Source organism: Mesorhizobium sp. GW821-FHT07A06 (assembly GCF_059419085.1).
This window is the reverse complement of record NZ_JBWKRC010000002.1, coordinates 747,843-765,076: the sequence shown is the minus strand read 5'-3', so window position 1 is coordinate 765,076 and position 17,234 is coordinate 747,843. Positions and strand designations below refer to the sequence as shown.

The 17,234-nt window shown below is 65.1% G+C and carries 16 protein-coding genes and 1 pseudogene; 9 read left to right on the top strand and 8 right to left on the bottom strand.

What is annotated here, in order from left to right; all coding sequences use genetic code 11:
* Positions 1-38 precede the first annotated feature (38 nt).
* Positions 39-1,172 (bottom strand): NAD(P)/FAD-dependent oxidoreductase, encoded by a 1,134-nt coding sequence (locus AC07SZ_RS09175; protein ID WP_494914005.1) that lies wholly within the window; start codon positions 1,170-1,172, stop codon positions 39-41.
* 135 nt (positions 1,173-1,307) lie between these two features.
* Here AC07SZ_RS09175 and AC07SZ_RS09170 point away from each other — a divergent pair, with 135 nt between their 5' ends.
* A complete protein-coding gene (locus AC07SZ_RS09170; RefSeq protein ID WP_056572126.1) occupies positions 1,308-1,925 on the top strand; it encodes a helix-turn-helix domain-containing protein in 618 nt (205 codons plus the stop codon).
* A gap of 261 nt (positions 1,926-2,186) precedes the next feature.
* On the opposite strand, the gene gcvA is transcribed toward AC07SZ_RS09170, so the two are convergent.
* A complete protein-coding gene (gene gcvA / locus AC07SZ_RS09165) occupies positions 2,187-3,086 on the bottom strand; it encodes a transcriptional regulator GcvA (RefSeq protein ID WP_494914004.1) in 900 nt (299 codons plus the stop codon).
* Positions 3,087-3,213: 127 nt separating this feature from the next.
* Between gcvA and AC07SZ_RS09160 the strand changes: the two genes are divergently transcribed.
* Both AC07SZ_RS09160 and add read left to right on the top strand, forming a co-directional pair.
* A complete protein-coding gene (locus AC07SZ_RS09160; protein WP_056572128.1) occupies positions 3,214-3,918 on the top strand; it encodes an SDR family oxidoreductase in 705 nt (234 codons plus the stop codon).
* A 308-nt stretch (positions 3,919-4,226) separates the two neighbouring features.
* On the top strand, positions 4,227-5,219 hold the full coding sequence (gene add, locus AC07SZ_RS09155) for an adenosine deaminase (protein WP_494914003.1): 993 nt from the start codon (positions 4,227-4,229) through the stop codon (positions 5,217-5,219).
* 7 nt (positions 5,220-5,226) lie between these two features.
* Here add and AC07SZ_RS09150 read toward each other — a convergent pair whose 3' ends face one another.
* Positions 5,227-6,513, bottom strand: coding sequence for a cytochrome-c peroxidase (locus AC07SZ_RS09150; protein ID WP_494914002.1), 1,287 nt, complete (start codon positions 6,511-6,513; stop codon positions 5,227-5,229).
* A gap of 199 nt (positions 6,514-6,712) precedes the next feature.
* Here AC07SZ_RS09150 and AC07SZ_RS09145 point away from each other — a divergent pair, with 199 nt between their 5' ends.
* Complete coding sequence (locus tag AC07SZ_RS09145) at positions 6,713-8,242, top strand: acid phosphatase (RefSeq protein WP_494914001.1); 1,530 nt, start codon at positions 6,713-6,715, stop codon at positions 8,240-8,242.
* 123 nt (positions 8,243-8,365) lie between these two features.
* On the opposite strand, the gene AC07SZ_RS09140 is transcribed toward AC07SZ_RS09145, so the two are convergent.
* A complete protein-coding gene (locus tag AC07SZ_RS09140) occupies positions 8,366-8,962 on the bottom strand; it encodes a DUF922 domain-containing Zn-dependent protease (protein ID WP_494914000.1) in 597 nt (198 codons plus the stop codon).
* 105 nt (positions 8,963-9,067) lie between these two features.
* On the opposite strand from AC07SZ_RS09140, the gene AC07SZ_RS09135 reads away from it, so the two are divergent.
* Positions 9,068-9,565, top strand: a complete 498-nt coding sequence (locus tag AC07SZ_RS09135) for a hypothetical protein (RefSeq protein ID WP_494913999.1) — start codon at positions 9,068-9,070, stop codon at positions 9,563-9,565.
* Positions 9,566-9,631: 66 nt separating this feature from the next.
* Here the strand turns inward: AC07SZ_RS09135 and pdxR are convergent, their stop codons facing one another.
* Positions 9,632-11,095 carry a MocR-like pyridoxine biosynthesis transcription factor PdxR gene (pdxR, locus tag AC07SZ_RS09130; protein ID WP_494913998.1) on the bottom strand — a complete coding sequence of 488 codons (1,464 nt, stop codon included), beginning with the start codon at positions 11,093-11,095 and terminating at the stop codon, positions 9,632-9,634.
* 38 nt (positions 11,096-11,133) lie between these two features.
* On the opposite strand from pdxR, the gene AC07SZ_RS09125 reads away from it, so the two are divergent.
* The 3 genes and pseudogenes from AC07SZ_RS09125 (at position 11,134) to AC07SZ_RS09115 (ending at position 13,745) form a co-directional block, all read left to right on the top strand.
* Complete coding sequence (locus tag AC07SZ_RS09125; protein ID WP_494913997.1) at positions 11,134-11,853, top strand: pyridoxamine 5'-phosphate oxidase family protein; 720 nt, start codon at positions 11,134-11,136, stop codon at positions 11,851-11,853.
* Positions 11,854-11,964: 111 nt separating this feature from the next.
* Positions 11,965-12,416, top strand: a pseudogene (locus tag AC07SZ_RS09120) (GNAT family N-acetyltransferase).
* A 159-nt stretch (positions 12,417-12,575) separates the two neighbouring features.
* The gene (locus AC07SZ_RS09115) at positions 12,576-13,745 is read left to right on the top strand and encodes an aminotransferase-like domain-containing protein (protein WP_494914169.1); all 1,170 of its coding nucleotides are present in this window, start codon (positions 12,576-12,578) and stop codon (positions 13,743-13,745) included.
* 116 nt (positions 13,746-13,861) lie between these two features.
* On the opposite strand, the gene AC07SZ_RS09110 is transcribed toward AC07SZ_RS09115, so the two are convergent.
* The 3 genes from AC07SZ_RS09110 to AC07SZ_RS09100 form a co-directional block, all read right to left on the bottom strand.
* Positions 13,862-14,464 carry a general stress protein gene (locus AC07SZ_RS09110; RefSeq protein WP_056571493.1) on the bottom strand — a complete coding sequence of 201 codons (603 nt, stop codon included), beginning with the start codon at positions 14,462-14,464 and terminating at the stop codon, positions 13,862-13,864.
* A gap of 26 nt (positions 14,465-14,490) precedes the next feature.
* Complete coding sequence (locus AC07SZ_RS09105; protein ID WP_056571496.1) at positions 14,491-15,240, bottom strand: DUF4142 domain-containing protein; 750 nt, start codon at positions 15,238-15,240, stop codon at positions 14,491-14,493.
* A gap of 193 nt (positions 15,241-15,433) precedes the next feature.
* Positions 15,434-15,694 (bottom strand): hypothetical protein, encoded by a 261-nt coding sequence (locus AC07SZ_RS09100; protein ID WP_056571499.1) that lies wholly within the window; start codon positions 15,692-15,694, stop codon positions 15,434-15,436.
* Between the two features lie 387 nt (positions 15,695-16,081).
* On the opposite strand from AC07SZ_RS09100, the gene AC07SZ_RS09095 reads away from it, so the two are divergent.
* On the top strand, positions 16,082-17,041 hold the full coding sequence (locus tag AC07SZ_RS09095; protein WP_172373015.1) for an AraC family transcriptional regulator: 960 nt from the start codon (positions 16,082-16,084) through the stop codon (positions 17,039-17,041).
* Positions 17,042-17,234: the final 193 nt, after the last annotated feature.

Below are 17,234 nucleotides of genomic sequence, written 5' to 3'. Positions count from 1 at the left end.
TGATGACAGTTTCGGGGGTTGAGGGAAGGGCATGAACTTCATGGCGTTGCCGCCGGGACAAGGAAGCGGTCGGGCGCCAGCGCCGCGGCGCTGACGCCAAGCGCTGTGACATCCGCCGGCAAGGGCTGGCCGCGCATCAGCGCCGAGCTTAGCCTGGCCAGCGTCAGCGACACCTGGAAGCCGTAGCCGCCCTGGCCGCCGAGCCAGAAGAAGCCGGGCAGGCGCGGGTCGAAGCCGGCGACCGGGGTTCGGTCGGGCGCGAAGGTGCGCAGGCCCGCCCACGGCGTCGAGGGCCGGCCGATGCGCATCGACGTCGCCTGCTCGATGCGGTCGACAGCGATGGCGATGTCGATGTCTTCGGGCCAGGCGTCGCAAGGCTCGGAGTCCGTTTCGTCGGCGAGCGAGCCGATCAGCCTGCCGGCATCGGGCTTGAAGTAGAATTGTTCGTGCAAGTCGACCACCAGCGGCCAGCCGGCAATGTCGGTGCCCGCGGGCGGGTCGAACAGGAAGGCGGTGCGCCGTTTGGGCTGGAAGCCAAGGCCGGAGAGCCCGGCAAGGCCGGCGACGACATCGACCCAGGCGCCGGCGGCATTGACGACGATGTCGGCCCGATGCTCGCCGGCACTGGTGGCGATGCGGAAGCCGTCTCCAGCATGGGCGATCTCGCGGACTTCCTCGCCGGTGCGGATGATGCCGCCGCTGGCCTTCAGCGCCGAGGCGCTTGACCCCAGCATCTTGCCCGTGTCGACATCAACCGCGTCCGGCTCATAGACGCCGCCGCAGGTGGCCTCCGTGGCAATGACCGGAACCAGGGCGTGGAGTTCGGCCGCGGAGAGGCGGCGCACACTCGGCACAAGCGCCTGCAATTCGCCGGCCAGCCGGTCTATCGCCGCGTCGTCGCCGCGCCAACCGACATGCAGGGCGCCACGCCGGTGGGCGACGAAGCCGCCCTCGACGATGGCCTCCCGGCTGGCCAGCGTCAGCCCGCGCACCACCCGGTTGCCATAGGTCTCGGTGAACAGGGCGGCGGAGCGGCCGCTGGCATGGTAGCCCAGATGCGGCTCACGCTCGATGACGGTGACTTCCGCCCAGTCCCGCACGGCCGCGGCCAGCGACAGGCCGGCAATGCCACCACCGATGACGACGATTTTTTTGGAAGACTTCGACTGCATCCGCCAGTCGTAAAAATGTTTTCGTATCCAGTCAATATTTAGCGTATAAGAAAATTGTTGATGTTGTTGATGGCGGCGGGGCGTTCGACTACCTAGAGCAAGCGAGCGACGGATGGCCGCGCCATGGAGCTGACGATGTCGGAGCAACCGAACCTCGGTGATTGTCTGCGTGCGCTGAGAAAAGCGCATGGCTGGACCTTGCAGGAGGTCAGCACGCTCACCGGCGTCGCGGTGTCGACGCTGTCCAAGGTCGAGAACGACCAGATGTCGCTGAGCTACGACAAGCTCCTGCAGATCTGCGAGGGGCTCGGCATCCATGTCACGGAACTGCTCAGCGGCGACCGCAAGCAGCCGGCGTCGCGCACCCGCCGCTCGGTGACGTCACCGGCCAACACGCTGCGCCAGCTGACCCGCAACTACGACTATCGCTATCTGGCCACCGACCTGGTGCGCAAGCGCATGGTGCCGATCCGCGCCTATGCGCGGGCCCGCACGCCGCAGGAATTCGGCCCTCTGACCAGGCATGCCGGCGAGGAATTCCTGATCGTGCTCAAGGGCGAGATCGAACTGCACACCGACCAGTACGCGCCGGTGCGGCTCAAGGAGGGCGACAGCGTCTACATCGATTCCACCATGGGCCACGCCTATCTCTCGGTGGGCGAAGGCGACGCCGAGATGCTGTGCGTGTGTTCCGGCGACGAGCCCGACATGGAAGGTACGCTGTTGAGCGTGCTGGAGACCGTGGAGGGGTAGGGGCGGGAAGGCTCGAGTTCCATTACCGGATGCCAGCGCTGCCCCTCATCTGCCTGCCGGCATCCTCTCTCCGTATAGTGACGGGGAGAGGGACGCTGTCGTGAATGATTTCGCCAATCGCCAACGTTGCAGTGAAGGCGCCGACGTTACGATCCGCTCTTTCTCCCCGTCACTATACGGGGAGAAATGCCCGGCAGGGCAATGAGGGGCGGCGCTGGCTTGGGCGGTTGACGCACGACCGGTTCGTATTCGTCACGACGTTCATGAGAACGCCCGATCCCCCGCATCGAGCAGCCATTGCCGCACGGCCTGCGTCGGCTCGGGATGGCGCTGTTTTCTCGGCATTACGACATAGAAATCCTGCGTGCCCCGCATCTCGCCGCGGACTGGCTGGATCAGCCGGCCGGCGGCGAGGTCGGCGGCGACGAGGAAGCGGCTGGCCAGCGCTATGCCCTGGCCGGCGATGGCCGCGTCGATGGCGAGCCCGGTCTGGTTGAAGCGCATGCGTTTCAACTCGGTCGTCATCTTCAGGCCGACCGCCTTTTCCATGAATTCCGGCCATAGATTGTGCGCGTCGTGCAGAAGAAGGTGATGCTGGATTTCGGTCGCCGCGATTTCGGTTGTGCCGGCCGGCAGCAGGGCCGGGCTGCAGACGGCGATGATCTGCTGGGGAAACAACAGGTCGACGATCAGGCCGGAGCCGAAGGGGGCGCGGCCCTGCCGCACCGCGATGTCGACGCCGTCGGCCTGGAAGCTCGACAGGCTTTCGCTGGCCAGCACGCGCAGGTCGACCAGCGGATTGTCGGCCATGAAGTCCTGCAGCCTGGGGATCAGCCATTTGGTGGCGAAGCTCGGCGTCACGCTGATCGTCAGCCGCGCCGGTTCGGGGCGCAGAAGCAAGGTTGCTTCCGAGATCAGGTCGAAGGCGCGGCGGATGTTGGGGACATAGGCGCGGCCCTCATCGGTCAGCGCCAGGCCGCGTGGCAGCCGTTCGAACAGTTTCGTGCCGAGCTCGGCCTCCAGCCCGCGAATGTGCTGGGCGACCGCACCTTGGGTGACGTTCAACTCCTCGGCGGCGATGCGGAAGTTGAGATGGCGCGCCGAGGCCTCGAAGGCGCGCAGCGCATTCAGCGGCGGCAGGCTCAGGAAGGCTTCGGGCATGCAGGAGTTTTTCTACTGGTTGATTTCAGGCATTCTGGTTCGAACCGAGCGGAAAAACCAGCTATATCAGCGCCCGGATCCCGAAAACACCGTTTGCGGCTCCCGCCAACCCGAAGAGGAAAATCCAATGAGTGTAGAAAAAGTGGCTGTGGTCGTGGCCGGCGGCAGCGGCATGGGGGCGGCGGCGGCCAAGCGGCTGGCGGCGGATGGGTTCAAGGTCGCCATCCTGTCCTCGTCGGGCAAGGGCGAGGCGCTGGCCAAGGAATTGGGCGGGCTTGGCGTCACCGGCTCCAACCAGTCGAATGAGGATCTGCAGCGCCTCGCCGACCTGACGCTGGAGCGTTTTGGCCGCATCGACGTGCTGGTCAACAGCGGCGGCCACGGCCCGCGTGCGCCGATCCTGGAGATCACGGACGAGCAATGGCACACCGGCATGGATGTCTATCTGCTCAACGTGATCAGGCCGGTGCGCATCGTGGCGCCGCAGATGGTCAAGCAGAAGGGCGGCGCCATCATCAACATCTCGACCGCCTGGGTGGCCGAGCCGAATGCGATGTTCCCGACGTCGGCCGTGTTCCGGGCCGGCCTTGCCGCCTACACCAAGATCTTCGCCAACACCTACGCCGCCGACAATGTGCGCATGAACAATGTGCTGCCCGGCTGGATCGACAGCCTGCCGGCCACCGAGGAGCGCCGCGACAACGTGCCGATGCAACGCTACGGCACATCGGAGGAAATCGCCGCGACCATCGCGTTCCTGGCTTCGGACGGTGCGGGCTACATCACCGGCCAGAACATTCGGGTGGATGGGGGTGTCATCAGGGCGCTGTGAGCTTGGGTTCGATCGGCTACGCCATGCACACATCTTCCGTGACTGGCGTGACTGATCGGCCCGAGGCTTGATTGGCACGCGGTTCCCCCAATCCGTCGCTGCTTCGCAGCGCCACCTTTCCCCCCTCCGGAGGGAAAGGAAGGGAGCTTTGCCGGACGAGCGTTGTGCGTAGACCAAGCGGGGCGAGGAGTCAGTTTCTGGCAGGCGCCGCCAATCTCGCGGCCCTTGCGCAGTTCTTTCAATCATTTCTTGAAACCGACAGCGACCGTTTCATGGTTTGATGGTGCCGGCCAAGAGGGGGGGCGTCATTGACCGACTTCATCGGACTGCCGAAAGCCGAAGTGCACATCCATATCGAGGGCTGCTTCGAGGCCGACGATGTGATCCGGAACTGCGAGGAAGCCGGCATTCCGCTGTGGGCGCCGCGCGACAGGCTGTTCGAAGCCCACGACCTCAAAAGCTTCCTCGAGATGCTCGACTGGTTGTGCGGGACATTCCGCACGCGCGAACACCTCGCCACCACGGCCTACAAATTCGCGCAGCGCATGGGCCGAAGCGGCGTGCGCTACGCCGACGTCATCGTCAATCCGACCCACTGGCCGCACTGGCACAAGGATATTCCGGGGATGATCGACGCGTTCGACGCGGGCTTCGCTGCCGCCGAACAGGATGGGCACCCGCCGGCGGGGCTTTGCGTCAGCCTGCTGCGCACCCAGTCGGCGGCGGAAGCGATCGAGCTGGTGGAGTTGCTGAGCGACATCAGGCACAGGCGCGTGGTCGCCTTGTCGATCGACGGGAACGAAGCGGCGGCCGGGCGCACCGGCCCGCGCTTCGCCGAGGCGTTTCGCCGTGCCGGCGCGGCGGGTTTGCGGCGCACGGTTCACGCCGGCGAGTCGAGCGGGCCCGAAGGCGTTCGCGACGCAATAGAACTGCTGGGTGCCGACCGCATCGACCACGGCGTGCGGGCGATCGAGGATCCGGACCTTGTCGACTTGCTGGCGCAAAGACGGATTCCGCTCGGCATCTGCCCGGTCTCCAATCTGGCGCTTGGCGTCTATCCCTCGCTGGAGCAACATCCGCTCGACGCCCTGCGCAAGGCCGGTGTCCCGGTCTCGATCAACACCGACGACCCGGCGCTGCTCGACACCACGCTTGAAGCATCCTACGCCGCTTGCGCCGAGGCCTTCGCCTGGGACGACGAAACCATCCGCCAGCTCGCCGCGACATCGGTGCAGGCGAGCTACGCCGACCCCGCGCTGAAGGCAGGGATCCTGGCCGATCTGGCGGCCTGGCGGCGCTAGCAAGGGGTCAGTTCGCGGGCACTGTCCCGGCCTGCTGATCGGCGTCCGTCAGCGTCTGCAGAAACGCGACGATATCGTCGATCTCGGCATCGTTGAGCGCCGGTCCGTCGCCGGGCTTTTTGCCGTTGAAGGGCGGTTCCTGATTCAAGTTCGGCCAGTAAGCCTTTGGCAGATCATCATATTGCCGGACCGTGCCATCGGCATTCCTGGGATACCAACGGCCGGGATCGGTGTCGCGGCTGGCGTAGAAGGCGACCGCGTCGCGCAGTGTGTGGAACGTGCCGTTGTGGAAGAAGCTCTTGCGCAGCGCGACGTTGCGCAGCGTCGGCGTCTTGAACAGGCCGCAATACTCGGTCCGGCCCTTGAAGTCGGTGCGCAGCGGGCCGCACAGGCCGAGATCGACATAGTCGGGATCGGCATTGGCGGGAATTGCCGCGTTGCGCGGCACGGCGATGGCGATCAGGCCGAAATCGGTGAATTGCGGCGGCTCGCCGTCATTGGCGGGTTCGCTGAGATGGCAGCTGGCGCAATTGCCCTTGGCCTCGTCCTCGAACAGCGCGCGGCCGCGCAGCTCCTGCGCCGTGAGCTCAGCCTTGCCGGCGAGGAAGGCGTCGTAGCGGCTGGAATAGGGATAGAAATCGGGCGCACTCTGCTCGAACGTGCCGAGCGCCTCGGCGGCGGCGTCGAAAGCATCGTCCGGGTGGTCGAACACGTCGTCGCCAAAGGCCGCCTTGAACTCGCCGGCATAGGCTGATTTGCGCAGGGCTGATGTGACGGCGGCCCCGTCCTTGTTGGCCATCTCGAAAGGCGAGAGCAGGGGGATTTTCGCCTGGTCCTTGCCATGGTCGGCCCGGCCGTCCCAGGTCAGGCCGCCGGTCGGGCCATTGTCGACGCTCTCGTCGCCCTCGTCCTCGGAATCGTAGAAATGCTCGGTGAAGGCGGGCGCCGCCTGCAAATAGCGCAGCGACGGCACGGCGCGCACGCCTGGTTGGTCGAGGTTTGGACCGCCCATCTCGACCGGCTTGGCCGAGGCCGGGCCGAAGGCGTGACGCTGGTCGTGGCAGGACGAGCAGGCCTGCCTGCCCGAGGCGGACAGGGCCGGATCGAAGAACATTTTTCGGCCAAGCGCCGTGAGTGCCTGCGCCCGCGCGAAGGCATCGGCACGCGACAGCGGGCCGGGGTGGACGCTGCCGGATCCGGCATGGACAAGGGTTTGCGGCCAGGCGAGGGCAAGGCCGAACAACGAGGCGGCAGCGGCCGCGATCATCAGGCGTTTGCCTCGTCCCGTCGTCATCGCTTCCCGGTCCATTTCGCTCCGCAGTTAGGGTCGCACTGCAACGGATTGATGACTGCTCCCGTTCTTCACGAAACCGTGTTCGCGGGCGAGGCAAGTGTCACAAAGGTGACAAGGCATCGACGTAGCTCTTTGCATGCGCGGCCTCCGGCCATGCACGACGCCTCTAGCCATTCCCCTTAGCCATGAGGACTCCTTGATGCGGCCCTTCAGTTCGCTTTTCCTGGCCTCCACCGCCCTGGCATCGGTCGCTGGCGCTGCCAACGCCGCCCCTCCCGGCTACGACAAGATCGACACCGTCGTCGTCATCTATGCCGAAAACCGCAGCTTCGATAATCTTTATGGCGGCTTCCCCGGCGCCAATGGGCTGGCCAATGTCTCGGCCGACCAGGCGCGCCAGCTCGACCGCGACGGCAAGCCGCTTTCAGAACTGCCGCCGGCCTGGGGCGGGCTGACCGCCAAGGGCGTGACGCCTGTTGTGACCGAGGCGCAGTCGGCGCATCTCGGCAACGCCAGCTTCGCCATAGACGACGCCAGCGGCTTCAACGAGAAGACCTCCGTCGTCACGCGCGACCTCTGGCACCGGTTCTACCAGGAGCAGATGCAGATCGATGACGGCCGGAACGACAAGTTCGCCGCCTGGGCCGATTCCGGCGGTCTTGTCATGGGCCATTATGACGGCTCCAGCCTGCCGATGTGGGCGGTGGCGAAGAAATACGTGCTGGCCGACAATTTCTTCCAGGGCGCCTTTGGTGGTTCCTTCCTCAACCATTTCCAGCTCGCCTGCGCCTGCGTCCCGGTCTATCCAAACGCCGATACCAGCCCGGTGAAGGGCCAGATCGCCGTCGTCGAGGCCGATGGCAAGACACTCAAGGTCGCCGACAACTCGCCGCCCTCCGCCCTTGGCGGCGTGCCGAAATTCGTCAATGACGGCGCCATCACGCCCGACTTCCATGTCGTCAACACCATGCAGCCACCCTACCAGCCCAGCGCCAACAAGCCGGCCGAGGGCGGCGACAAGGCGCTGGCCGACCCGGCGCAGCCGACGACGCTGCCGCCGCAGCACGATATCACCATCGGCGACCTCCTTTCGCTGCGGGGGATCGACTGGGCCTGGTATGCCGGCGCCTGGCAGGCCACGCTCGACGGCAAGAACGCGACGCCGGTGCCGAACTTCCAGTTCCATCACCAGCCGTTCAACTATTTCGCCGCCTATGCGCCGGGCACCGCCGCGCGTACCGCGCATCTCAGGGATGGCGGTCTCGACGGCTCCGAATTCATCAAGGCGATCGACGACGGCAAGCTGCCTTCTGTCAGCTTCTACAAGCCGCAAGGCAATCTCAACGAGCACAGCGGTTATGCCGATGTGACATCGGGCGACCAGCATCTGGCCGACCTCGTCGCGCATCTGGAGAAGAGCCCGCAATGGAGCCACATGCTGGTGGTCGTCACCTATGACGAGAATGGCGGCTTCTGGGACCATGTCGCGCCGCCCAAAGCCGACCGCTGGGGCCCGGGCAACCGCGTCCCGGCCTTCATCATCTCGCCCTACGCCAAGATGGGCACGGTCGACCACACGCAATACGACACGACGTCGATCCTGCGCTTCATCACCGCGCGCTACGACCTGCCGGTGCTGCCGGGCATCGTCGCCCGCGACAAGGCGCTGCGCAACAACGACCAGCCGCCGATGGGGGATTTGAGCGCCGCGCTTGATCTGGGCCGGTAGGGCGGCGGGCCGAGCGGCCCTCGATCGACGGGGAAGAGGAAAGGCGCGAGTTTGCCACCGTGGCGACCGCGCCATGGCGTCGGGGCTGGGGGGCCGGACCTGATCGAGCCGCGATGATGGTGCTCAGCCGCCATTCACCAAGGCTAGCACAAGCTTCTGCAGATTGCCGCCCTGGCCGAACTCGACGCGGTCGAAATCCCGGCTGCCCTGTATCCTCGCCTTCGAGATCGCATCGAGCCGCTTGACCACTTCGGCCCTGGTCTTGCTGCATTTGGGGTCATCGGCGACGGTCAGGCCGTCTGTCGCGGCTTCGATGTCATGCACCATTTTTATCATGCTGGCGCCATGCACCTTCTCATGGGCGCTGACGCCGGCGATGAACACTTCCCAGTTCTTCTGGACGGCCGGCGGTAGCGGGGCGGATGGGCTTGGCAAGGTGTAGGTGATGATCAGTTTCGGCTTCCCCGCGGTCAGCACGCAATCCTTGCCCCTGGGCTTGTAGTCCCGGACCCCCCAGGTCAGCTTGAAATTGGTGTAGGCGATGGCGCGGGTAATGCCGACATTGGGTCCGTTCTCGCCGATCGACCGGTAGAGCTCCAGCCCGGACTGGCCCGAAATGGCGTAGGTCTCGACCTTCTCGACCGGCTTCCACTCGGCATGGGCGGTGGGCGGCAAGGCCACCAGGGCGGCCAGCAGAAGACACAGGCGAACTCTCGACACAACGCTCTCCAAAACGACCCGAACGGCCGTGCCGCGACAGGCGATGCCACGGGATCGCTTTTCCTATATGCTGGCCGCGGGTGCTGCAATTGTCAGGGGGAATTCATGAAAGCAGGACATCTCGTCGTCGCCGGTGCCTTGGCCGCGCTGCAGGCCGCGCAGCCGGCCTTTGCCGCGTCGTGCAGCGGCTGGAGCGCGAAGATGGAGGAAGACGAAGGCGGCAAGGTGCTGACCGCCTCGGTCTGCGGCGGGCCGAAGGGCGACGCGCAACTGATGCTGACCTGTTTCGAAACGCCGGTGCTGAGCTACGATCTGGGCGCCAGCGGCCAGCAGACGGAGCCCGGAATCAGCGGCGCGTTCGACTTCAAGGCCGACGGCAAGACGGTGACCAAGACGCTGCAGCTTGAGGAAATGTACGGTTATTTCGTGGTCAATCTGGCCAAGGCCGATCCGCTGCTCGACCTGCTGCGCTCGAAGGGGGATGTGTCGGTCAGTGCCGCCAAATATGGCCCGATCAGCTTTCCGCTGAAGGGCTCGAGCGGGGCCATAGGCAAGGTGCTGGCGCAGTGCGGCAAGGCCAAGCCCGCGGCGGATGGGGATTGATGAGGCGGTACCCGCGCCTTTGTCATCCTAGGGCGAAGCAAGGAGCGAAGCGACGCGGCGCAGACCCTAGGATGACGAAGCGAGAGAATGCCGCATCACCCCGCCCAACCTTGCCGTCGCCGCCTTCAACTCCTCATCCGAGAACCCGGAAAAGCCCAGCACCAGCCCGTGCTTCGGCGCGCCGTCGATGAACATCGCGGACAGCGCCCGCGCGCCGACGCCCACCGCTTTTGCGGCTTCGACGATGGCGGTGTCCGGTCCCGCACCCTTCAGCATCGACATCAGATGCAGTCCCTGTTCGGGAACCGTCACATCGAGCGCATCGCCGCAATTGGCGTGCAGGCCAGCCACCAGCACGTCGCGCGCGGCTTGCACCCGGCGGCGCACGCGTCTGAGATGGGCGGCGAAGTGGCCTTCGTTCAACAGGTCGGTCAGCGCGCCTTCGGCCAGTGTCGAGGGGTAGCGGTCGGAGCGGGCCCTGACCGCCATCACGGCATCGAGCAGCGGTTCCGGCACCACGACATAGCCGATGCGCAGGCCCGGGAAGAGCACTTTGGAGAAGGTGCCGAGATAGGCGACGCGGTTGGCGCCGTCCATGCCTTGCAGCGAGGTCAGCGGCGGGCCGGCATAGCGGAACTCGCTGTCGTAATCGTCCTCGATGATCCAGGCATCGTTGCGCCGCGCCCAGTCGAGCAGGGCGAGGCGGCGGCGCATCGTCATCGTCACGCCGAGCGGATATTGGTGCGAGGGCGTGACGTAGGCCGCGCGCGCCCTTGGGCACAGGCTTTCGCCGATTTCGGGATCGAGCCCTTCGCTGTCCACCGGCACGGCGACAATCCTGGCCCCACTGCCGGCCAGCACGGCGTGCGCCATGGGATAGCAGGGGTTTTCCAGCCAGACGGCGTCGCCGGGGCGAAGCGCGGCGCGCGCCAGCAGGTCGAGCCCCTGCTGCGTGCCCGAGGTCAGCACGATCTGGCCGGCGTCGCAGCGCACGCCGCGCGCGGTTCGCAGATAGGTTGATATCGCGGTGCGCAGCGCGACGCCGCCGCGCGGATCGCCATAGCGGAAATGTTCGGGGCCGGGGCGGGCGAGGTGGCGCGACAACAGGATGCGGAACAGGTTGAGCGTGCGAGGGTCGGACACAGCGACGCCAAGGCCGCAAGGCAACGACGTGGCGGGATCGATCTCTGGCGGACGCGCCTTGGCCAGTGTTGTCGGCAGATAGGGTACATCGCGCGCGACGAAAGTGCCGGCGCCGACCTTGGCGACGGCAAAACCTTCCGAGATCAGCATTTCGAAACAGGCGACCGCCGCCGAGCGCGACAGGCCGAAGCGCCGGGCGAGGTCGCGGGTGGTCGGCAGCTTGGCGCCGGCGGCCAGCGCGCCGGTCTCGATCAGCCGCCTGAGCGCGGCGTAAAGCTCGCGGCTGCGCGGGCCGTCGCCGGGCAGAACCGGGATCAGCGCTGACCAATCCGGTGGATTGGTCTGAGTTTTATTGCCTTGATTGGTTCTTTTATCGACCAATGTCATGGCGCATGGTTGGCAAACAATAGTTGAGGATGCAAGCCGTGAACGATGTTGCCGCCAGCTTTCCGACCACCAGCCGCAACCGGGTCAAGCGCCTGCATGAGCGCGGCAGCTACGACCATGCGGCCGTCTTCGCGGTGCTGGATGCCGGGCTGCTTTGCCACGTCGCCTACACTTTCGACGGCCAGCCCTATTGCACGCCGACCATCCACTGGCGCGAGGGTGATTGGATTTACTGGCACGGCTCGTCGGCCAGCCGCATGCTGCGCCAGTTGCGCGGCGGCACGCCGGCCTGTCTCACCGTGTCGCATCTCGACGGGCTGGTGCTGGCGCGCACCGGCTTCAACCATTCCGCCAACTACCGCTCGGCCATGTGCTTCGGCACCGCACGCATCGTCGATGACCCGGAAGAGAAGATGAAGGCACTGGCCGGCGTCGTCGACCGCTTCTATCCGGGCCGCAGCGAAACCTTGCGGCCGATCTCGGCGCAGGAGGCCAAGGCGACGACGGTGATCGGCATGCGCATCGAGGAAGCGTCCGCCAAGGTGCGCGCCAAGGGTGTCGGCGATGACGAGGAGGATTACGGCCATCCCGTCTGGGCGGGCGTCATCCCGGTGCGCATGGTGATCGGCGCGGCCGAGCCATGTCCAAGGCTGCTGCCCGGCATCGAGCGGCCGGAGAACCTGGCTGGTTATGCCGAGGGCGAGAGGCTGGACGCGGCGTTGACGCATGCGCAGAGGGTGTATGAGGGCGAGGCATAACCTGCGAGGTTGGCAGCGCCGGCCTTGCCAGTCTACCCACTATCAGTCTCGCACCCAAAGGCTCGCTCTCGATCTATTGCCGCCACCACCGCCTCGCGCTATCCCGGCGCCATGATCACCTTCCGCAAGGCGCAAGCCTCCGATCTTCCCGCCATCGTCGCCATGCTAGCCGACGATCCGCTGGGCGCCGCCCGCGAGGATGCCTCCTTGCCGCTGGCGCAAGGCTATGTCGATGCCTTCAACGCCTCGACGCCGATCCCAACCAGTTGCTGGCGGTGGCCGTGGATGGCGTGGAGGTGATCGGCACGTTGCAGATCACCTTTCTTGCCGGACTTTCACGCAAGGGCGCCTGGCGCGGGCAGATCGAGGCGGTGCGGATCACCGGCCATCGCCGCTCGGGCGGCATCGGCCGGCGGATGTTCGAATGGGCGATCGACCGGTGCCGGGCACGCGGCTGCGGTCTCGTGCAACTGACCACCGACAAGGGGCGGGCGGACGCACACCGTTTCTACGAAAGCCTCGGCTTCACGGGCAGCCATATTGGCTACAAGAAGAGCCTTTAGGGCAATTCCGCGGTGACTGGCGTATACCGCCAGGCTTTCAGGCACTATTCAAATTGCCTGGCAAAGCGGATATAGGTCAGCCAAGTTGACCTATATACAAAACGTCCGGGGAGGCGTGACTTGACCCTTTTGAACCTCTTGGCTTCGCGCTCGTCGCGCATGAAAGCCTCAGAAATCCGCGAGCTGCTGAAGCTGCTCGACCAGCCTGATATCATCTCCTTCGCCGGCGGCATTCCCGATCCGGCGCTGTTTCCGGCCGACGCCATCCGCGATGCCTACGCCGAGGTGCTCGGTGGCGCGGAGGCGGGGGCGGCGCTGCAGTACCAGGTCTCGGAAGGCTATCTGCCGTTGCGGCGCTGGATCGCCGCGCAGATGGGCAAGCTGGGCGTCGCCTGCGACGAGGCCAACATCTTCATCACCTCCGGCTCGCAGCAGGCGCTGGACTATCTGGGCAAGCTGTTCCTGTCGCCAGGCGACACCGCGCTGGTGACATGGCCGACCTATCTTGGCGCGCTGCAGGCCTTCAACGCCTATGAGCCGCGCTATGACCGGCTGCGGCCCGAAGGCGGCAACATGACGCCGGATGCCTATCGCGCGGCGGCGGCGGCAAATGGCGGCAAGGTCAAGTTCGCCTATCTGGTTCCCGATTTCGCCAACCCGACCGGCAACACGCTGGACCGGCAGCAGCGCGAGGCGGTGCTCGACCTTGCCGGCGAACTCGACATCGCCGTCATCGAGGACGCCGCCTATCGTGCACTGCGCTATGACGGCGAGGGCGTGCCGCCGATCCTGGCGCTCGATTGCGCGCGCTCCGGCGGCATCGACAAGGCGCGCACGCTCTATTGCGGTTCGTTCTCGAAAATCCTGTCGCCGGGCATGCGCGTCGGCTGGGTCTGCGCGCCGCGCCATGTGGTCGAGAAGCTGGTGCTGATGAAGCAGGCCTCCGACCTGCACAGCCCCTCGATCAACCAGCTCGTCATGCACCGCGTCGCCGAATCCGTGTTCGACGGCCAGGTCGAAAAACTCATCGGCGCCTATCGCGAGCGTCGCGATGGTCTGCTCGGCGCGCTGGAAGCCAACATGCCCAAGGGCGTGACCTGGAGCCGTCCGGAAGGCGGCATGTTCGTCTGGGCGACGCTGCCGGAAGGGATCGATGCAACCGAACTGCTTGCGCGGTCGGTGAAGGAGGCGCGCGTCGCCTTTGTGCCCGGCAATGCCTTTTATGCCGACGGCACCGGACGCAACACGCTGCGGCTGTCCTTCACCCTGGCCGACCGCCGCGCGGTGACCGAGGGCATTCCAAGGCTGGCGGCGCTGCTGAAAGGATAGGCTTAGGGAGCTTCGCCGCCGAAATGACGATGCGGCAGCGAAGCTTCCGGAGCGGTTCACCGTTTCATGGAGACGGCTAACCGCCCCAACTCTTTATGTCCTGGAATTGCTCGAGGTCAGATGCGGTTCACGTCACGAGCTCGGTCGCGTCCGATTTCGTTCGAACGGTGATTCTCCGCATCGGCGTCAAAGCCGGTCCAACCTTCAGCCTCGTATTCACCGCGCCGTTCTTCCAGGTTCACGGAATTGGCCTGCCCGAGAATCCTTTCAGCCTCGGGCACGAACTGGTCATCGACCTTGGCCGTGACCAATGTGCCGCCACGGCGCACGCCCTCGGCGTAGACATGTGCATCGGTTTCAGACACGCCGGAATCGGTCAGCGCGCCGACGATGCCACCCGCGGCCCCGCCAACCACGGCACCTCCCACCGCGCCGACCGCGGTGGCCGCCAACCATCCAGCCGCCACCACCGGGCCGACGCCCGGAATGGCCATGAGGCCAAGTCCAGCCAGCAGCCCGCCGGCTCCGCCGATCGCGGCTCCCAGTCCAGCACCGCCCGCGGCATCATCCGCGACCTTGGAGCCGTCATTTTCGTGCCGGTTGTCCGCGTTGTTGGCGACGATGCTGATGTCGGAATGCGGAATGCCCGTGGCTTCCAGTTCGCCAACGGCATCGGAAGCGTCGTCATAATTGTCGAATAGTCCGGTTACGGTTTTCATGTGCTTGATCTCCTCGATTTTCGGATTCAGTTGGTGCCGGCAACAACGTTGCCCTTGTAGTCCAGCGCAACGGTGGTGTTCTTGCCGCCCTTGCTCGCCTGTCCGCGCCAGATGCCCTGGTCGTCCTTGGTCAGCTTCGAGACATCCGAGAAACCGGCGGCCTGGATCCGGTCCTTTGCCTGGTCTTCGGTGAAGCTGTTCGCGCCGGATAGCGGAGGGGCCTGCTCAGGCTTGTCGCCGACCGTGACCTTGGGCGTCTGCGAACTTGATGACTGGGTGCCCGAGGTCGCCGCGATCTTTTCGATCATCTCCTGGTGCATCTTGAGTGTCGGCAAGGTCTGCCCGGCGAACGTCTTCAGCTCGGCGTTGTCGCCGTCCTTGGCGTAGCTCTCGAACAGCTTCACGGCATCGGTGTGCGCGTCGCGCTGCATCTGGACGTAGGGGCCGTCGACCGGATCCTTGCCGTTCTTCAGGGTGTCGACATCACTCTTGTGCTTGGCGTCCAGTTCCTTGGGAACCGTCAGCTTCTGCTCGCCGGCGATCGTCTCGAGCTTGGCATTGGCCGCGCCGTGATCGTCGATCATCTTACGCGCAAAATCCTTGACGCTCTGATCCTGCGATCGGGTCTCGGCGATCTTGCTCGAATCCACTTCGAACATCGCACCGTTCGCTGCCTTGTCGACAAAGTCTTGGGCGCTGTCGGCAGCAAAGGCTGGCAGCGCAAAAGCCATAGTTGTGGCTGTGGCCAGTGTGGCCATAAGAAGGCGAGTTTTCATCGGGAAGGTCCTTGTTTATGCACTTATGTGCTGAGGACTTAATCTGCGCCCGAGCGCTTTGTTCCCAGGGATAAGCGATAAAGCGATGTCGCCAATGGCAAGAAAGTCGGTTCCCTGACTTTGCGACCAGCGAAGAAACTTGAAGCGGCTGCGCGGAGACACGTATCGGCGCTCGGCTTGTGGACGTGCCCCGCTACGCCGGGACGCCGATCAGGAGCTTGATCTTCGAAAGCCTGGCGCGCGCCAGCTTGCGGATCGATTTCTCGAACCCTTCCTTGCCGCTTTCAATAACGAAGACCAATGTCTTGAAGTCCAGCATGAACTCGTCCACCGCCGCTGCGATCTCCTGCGACCTGCCCGTGAAGCGGCGCAGCAAAGCGGCCGCTTCTTCGATACTGTCGCCGCCGGCACTGTCGAGGAGTGCTTCGAGCCTCTGAAAACTGTCCAATGCCATTCCTCCCTGACCGCGCCACAAAACCTGGTCAGCGGTGGAAGGTTCCGCCTCGGAACGGTCCCGCGAAAAGAAATCGCTTTCGTTCCGATCCGGTGGTTTGACAACCGGTGCGACACACACATTTCGGGAAGATCGGCGAAAGGCGCAAGTACGGGCTCAACCACCGCGAGTGTACGAAGGTGATGCGGCGGAGATGATTCCCGCGCTCCTGTATATTTCAGCTTGTTTTGAAATTTCGAACGCCAGTTTTGGCAATATCGGCTGAATTCTTGACCGGGACGGCAATGAAATTGTCGTGCAAGGCACAAATATCGCCAACTCTGGACAAGACGCGAGCAAGTTTCATACGCTGCATTTCCTAGAAGGCGCGGGAAGGGCCGGTTATTTTTGAAAAAGAACGTCTTCTCGTCGGTCGACCTGCCCTCACATCTCGACGATCAAGCACGGTTCGCGCTCTGGCAGGATATCCATGTCGCGGAGATCTGGTCGGTCGAATATGCCATCTCGGCCAATCGGCCGTTTGCCGCGGCCATCGAGGCGACGGCGGTCGGGCCGCTGGTGCTGGGGCAGATGGCCGGAACGATCCAGCATGCCAGCCGCAAGGCCCGCAACATCGCCGATGACGGCCGCGACGGTTATCTCCTCCTGATCAACAATGGCGATACCAGGCTGAGCGGCGCCCAGGCCGGCCGCGACTACAGCGTCGGCAAAAACGAGGCCGCGCTGGTCTCGGCCTCGGAAGCGCTGGAAATGAGCGGCGGCGACAGCAATGTGTGGGCCAACATCGTCGTCCCGCGCGAGATACTGGAGAATGCCTTCGCCCGTGTCGAGGATCGGCTGGCACTGACCGTCGCGGCCGACAATGAGGCGCTCGGCATGCTCAGGCGGTACTGCAGCTTCCTGGCGGCGGGCCCGGCCCTGGTCTCGCCCAACCTTGTCACCCATGCCACCGAAACCATCGTCGACCTGGTCGGCCTGGTGACCGGCGCCAAGGGCGATCCCGCCGAACTCGCCGGCATGCGCGGCCTGCGCGCGGCGAGGCTGCAGGCCATACTGGACAAGATCCGCGACAATTTCGCCGATCCCGCCATCTCGGCCCAGCAGGTCGCCCAGCAGTTGCGGCTTTCCGTGCGCTATGTCCACGACCTCCTGCAGGAGACCGGGGCGAGCTTCGCCGAGCGCATTCTCGAATTGCGCCTGCAGAGGGCCCACCGCATGCTTGGCGACCGGCGCAACGACCGCATGCGCATCAGTGAGATCGCGCTGCTGAGCGGTTTTTCCGACGTCTCCTATTTCAACCGCTGCTTCCGCCGCCGCTTCGGCTCGACGCCGAGCTGCGCCAGGTAAGGCAAACGGCTTTCCCCGGGAATAGTCGGGGCGGTTCGCCGTCGCCGTGAGACGCTCTACCGCAATCGGACGATCCGGTCTGATCCGGCCGGTGCGGAACGGCCACACCGGGCAGGAAAGCATCACGGCACGCCCGAAGACAAGTCCGGTGCGGTCCAGCCCAAGACGCGGGACGGCGAACAATGCAAGACCG

Bases quoted from the DNA above. Each gene is read 5' to 3' on its own strand.
- AC07SZ_RS09145 (WP_494914001.1), top strand. From the start codon at position 6,713: ATGCGGCCCTTCAGTTCGCTTTTCCTGGCCTCCACCGCCCTGGCATCG.
- AC07SZ_RS09100 (WP_056571499.1), bottom strand. From the start codon at position 15,694: ATGGCATTGGACAGTTTTCAGAGGCTCGAAGCACTCCTCGACAGTGCC.
- gcvA (WP_494914004.1), bottom strand. From the start codon at position 3,086: ATGCCCGAAGCCTTCCTGAGCCTGCCGCCGCTGAATGCGCTGCGCGCC.
- pdxR (WP_494913998.1), bottom strand. From the start codon at position 11,095: ATGACATTGGTCGATAAAAGAACCAATCAAGGCAATAAAACTCAGACC.
- AC07SZ_RS09135 (WP_494913999.1), top strand. From the start codon at position 9,068: ATGAAAGCAGGACATCTCGTCGTCGCCGGTGCCTTGGCCGCGCTGCAG.
- AC07SZ_RS09170 (WP_056572126.1), top strand. From the start codon at position 1,308: ATGTCGGAGCAACCGAACCTCGGTGATTGTCTGCGTGCGCTGAGAAAA.
- AC07SZ_RS09160 (WP_056572128.1), top strand. From the start codon at position 3,214: ATGAGTGTAGAAAAAGTGGCTGTGGTCGTGGCCGGCGGCAGCGGCATG.
- AC07SZ_RS09105 (WP_056571496.1), bottom strand. From the start codon at position 15,240: ATGAAAACTCGCCTTCTTATGGCCACACTGGCCACAGCCACAACTATG.
- AC07SZ_RS09110 (WP_056571493.1), bottom strand. From the start codon at position 14,464: ATGAAAACCGTAACCGGACTATTCGACAATTATGACGACGCTTCCGAT.
- AC07SZ_RS09150 (WP_494914002.1), bottom strand. From the start codon at position 6,513: ATGACGACGGGACGAGGCAAACGCCTGATGATCGCGGCCGCTGCCGCC.
- AC07SZ_RS09175 (WP_494914005.1), bottom strand. From the start codon at position 1,172: ATGCAGTCGAAGTCTTCCAAAAAAATCGTCGTCATCGGTGGTGGCATT.
- AC07SZ_RS09115 (WP_494914169.1), top strand. From the start codon at position 12,576: ATGAAAGCCTCAGAAATCCGCGAGCTGCTGAAGCTGCTCGACCAGCCT.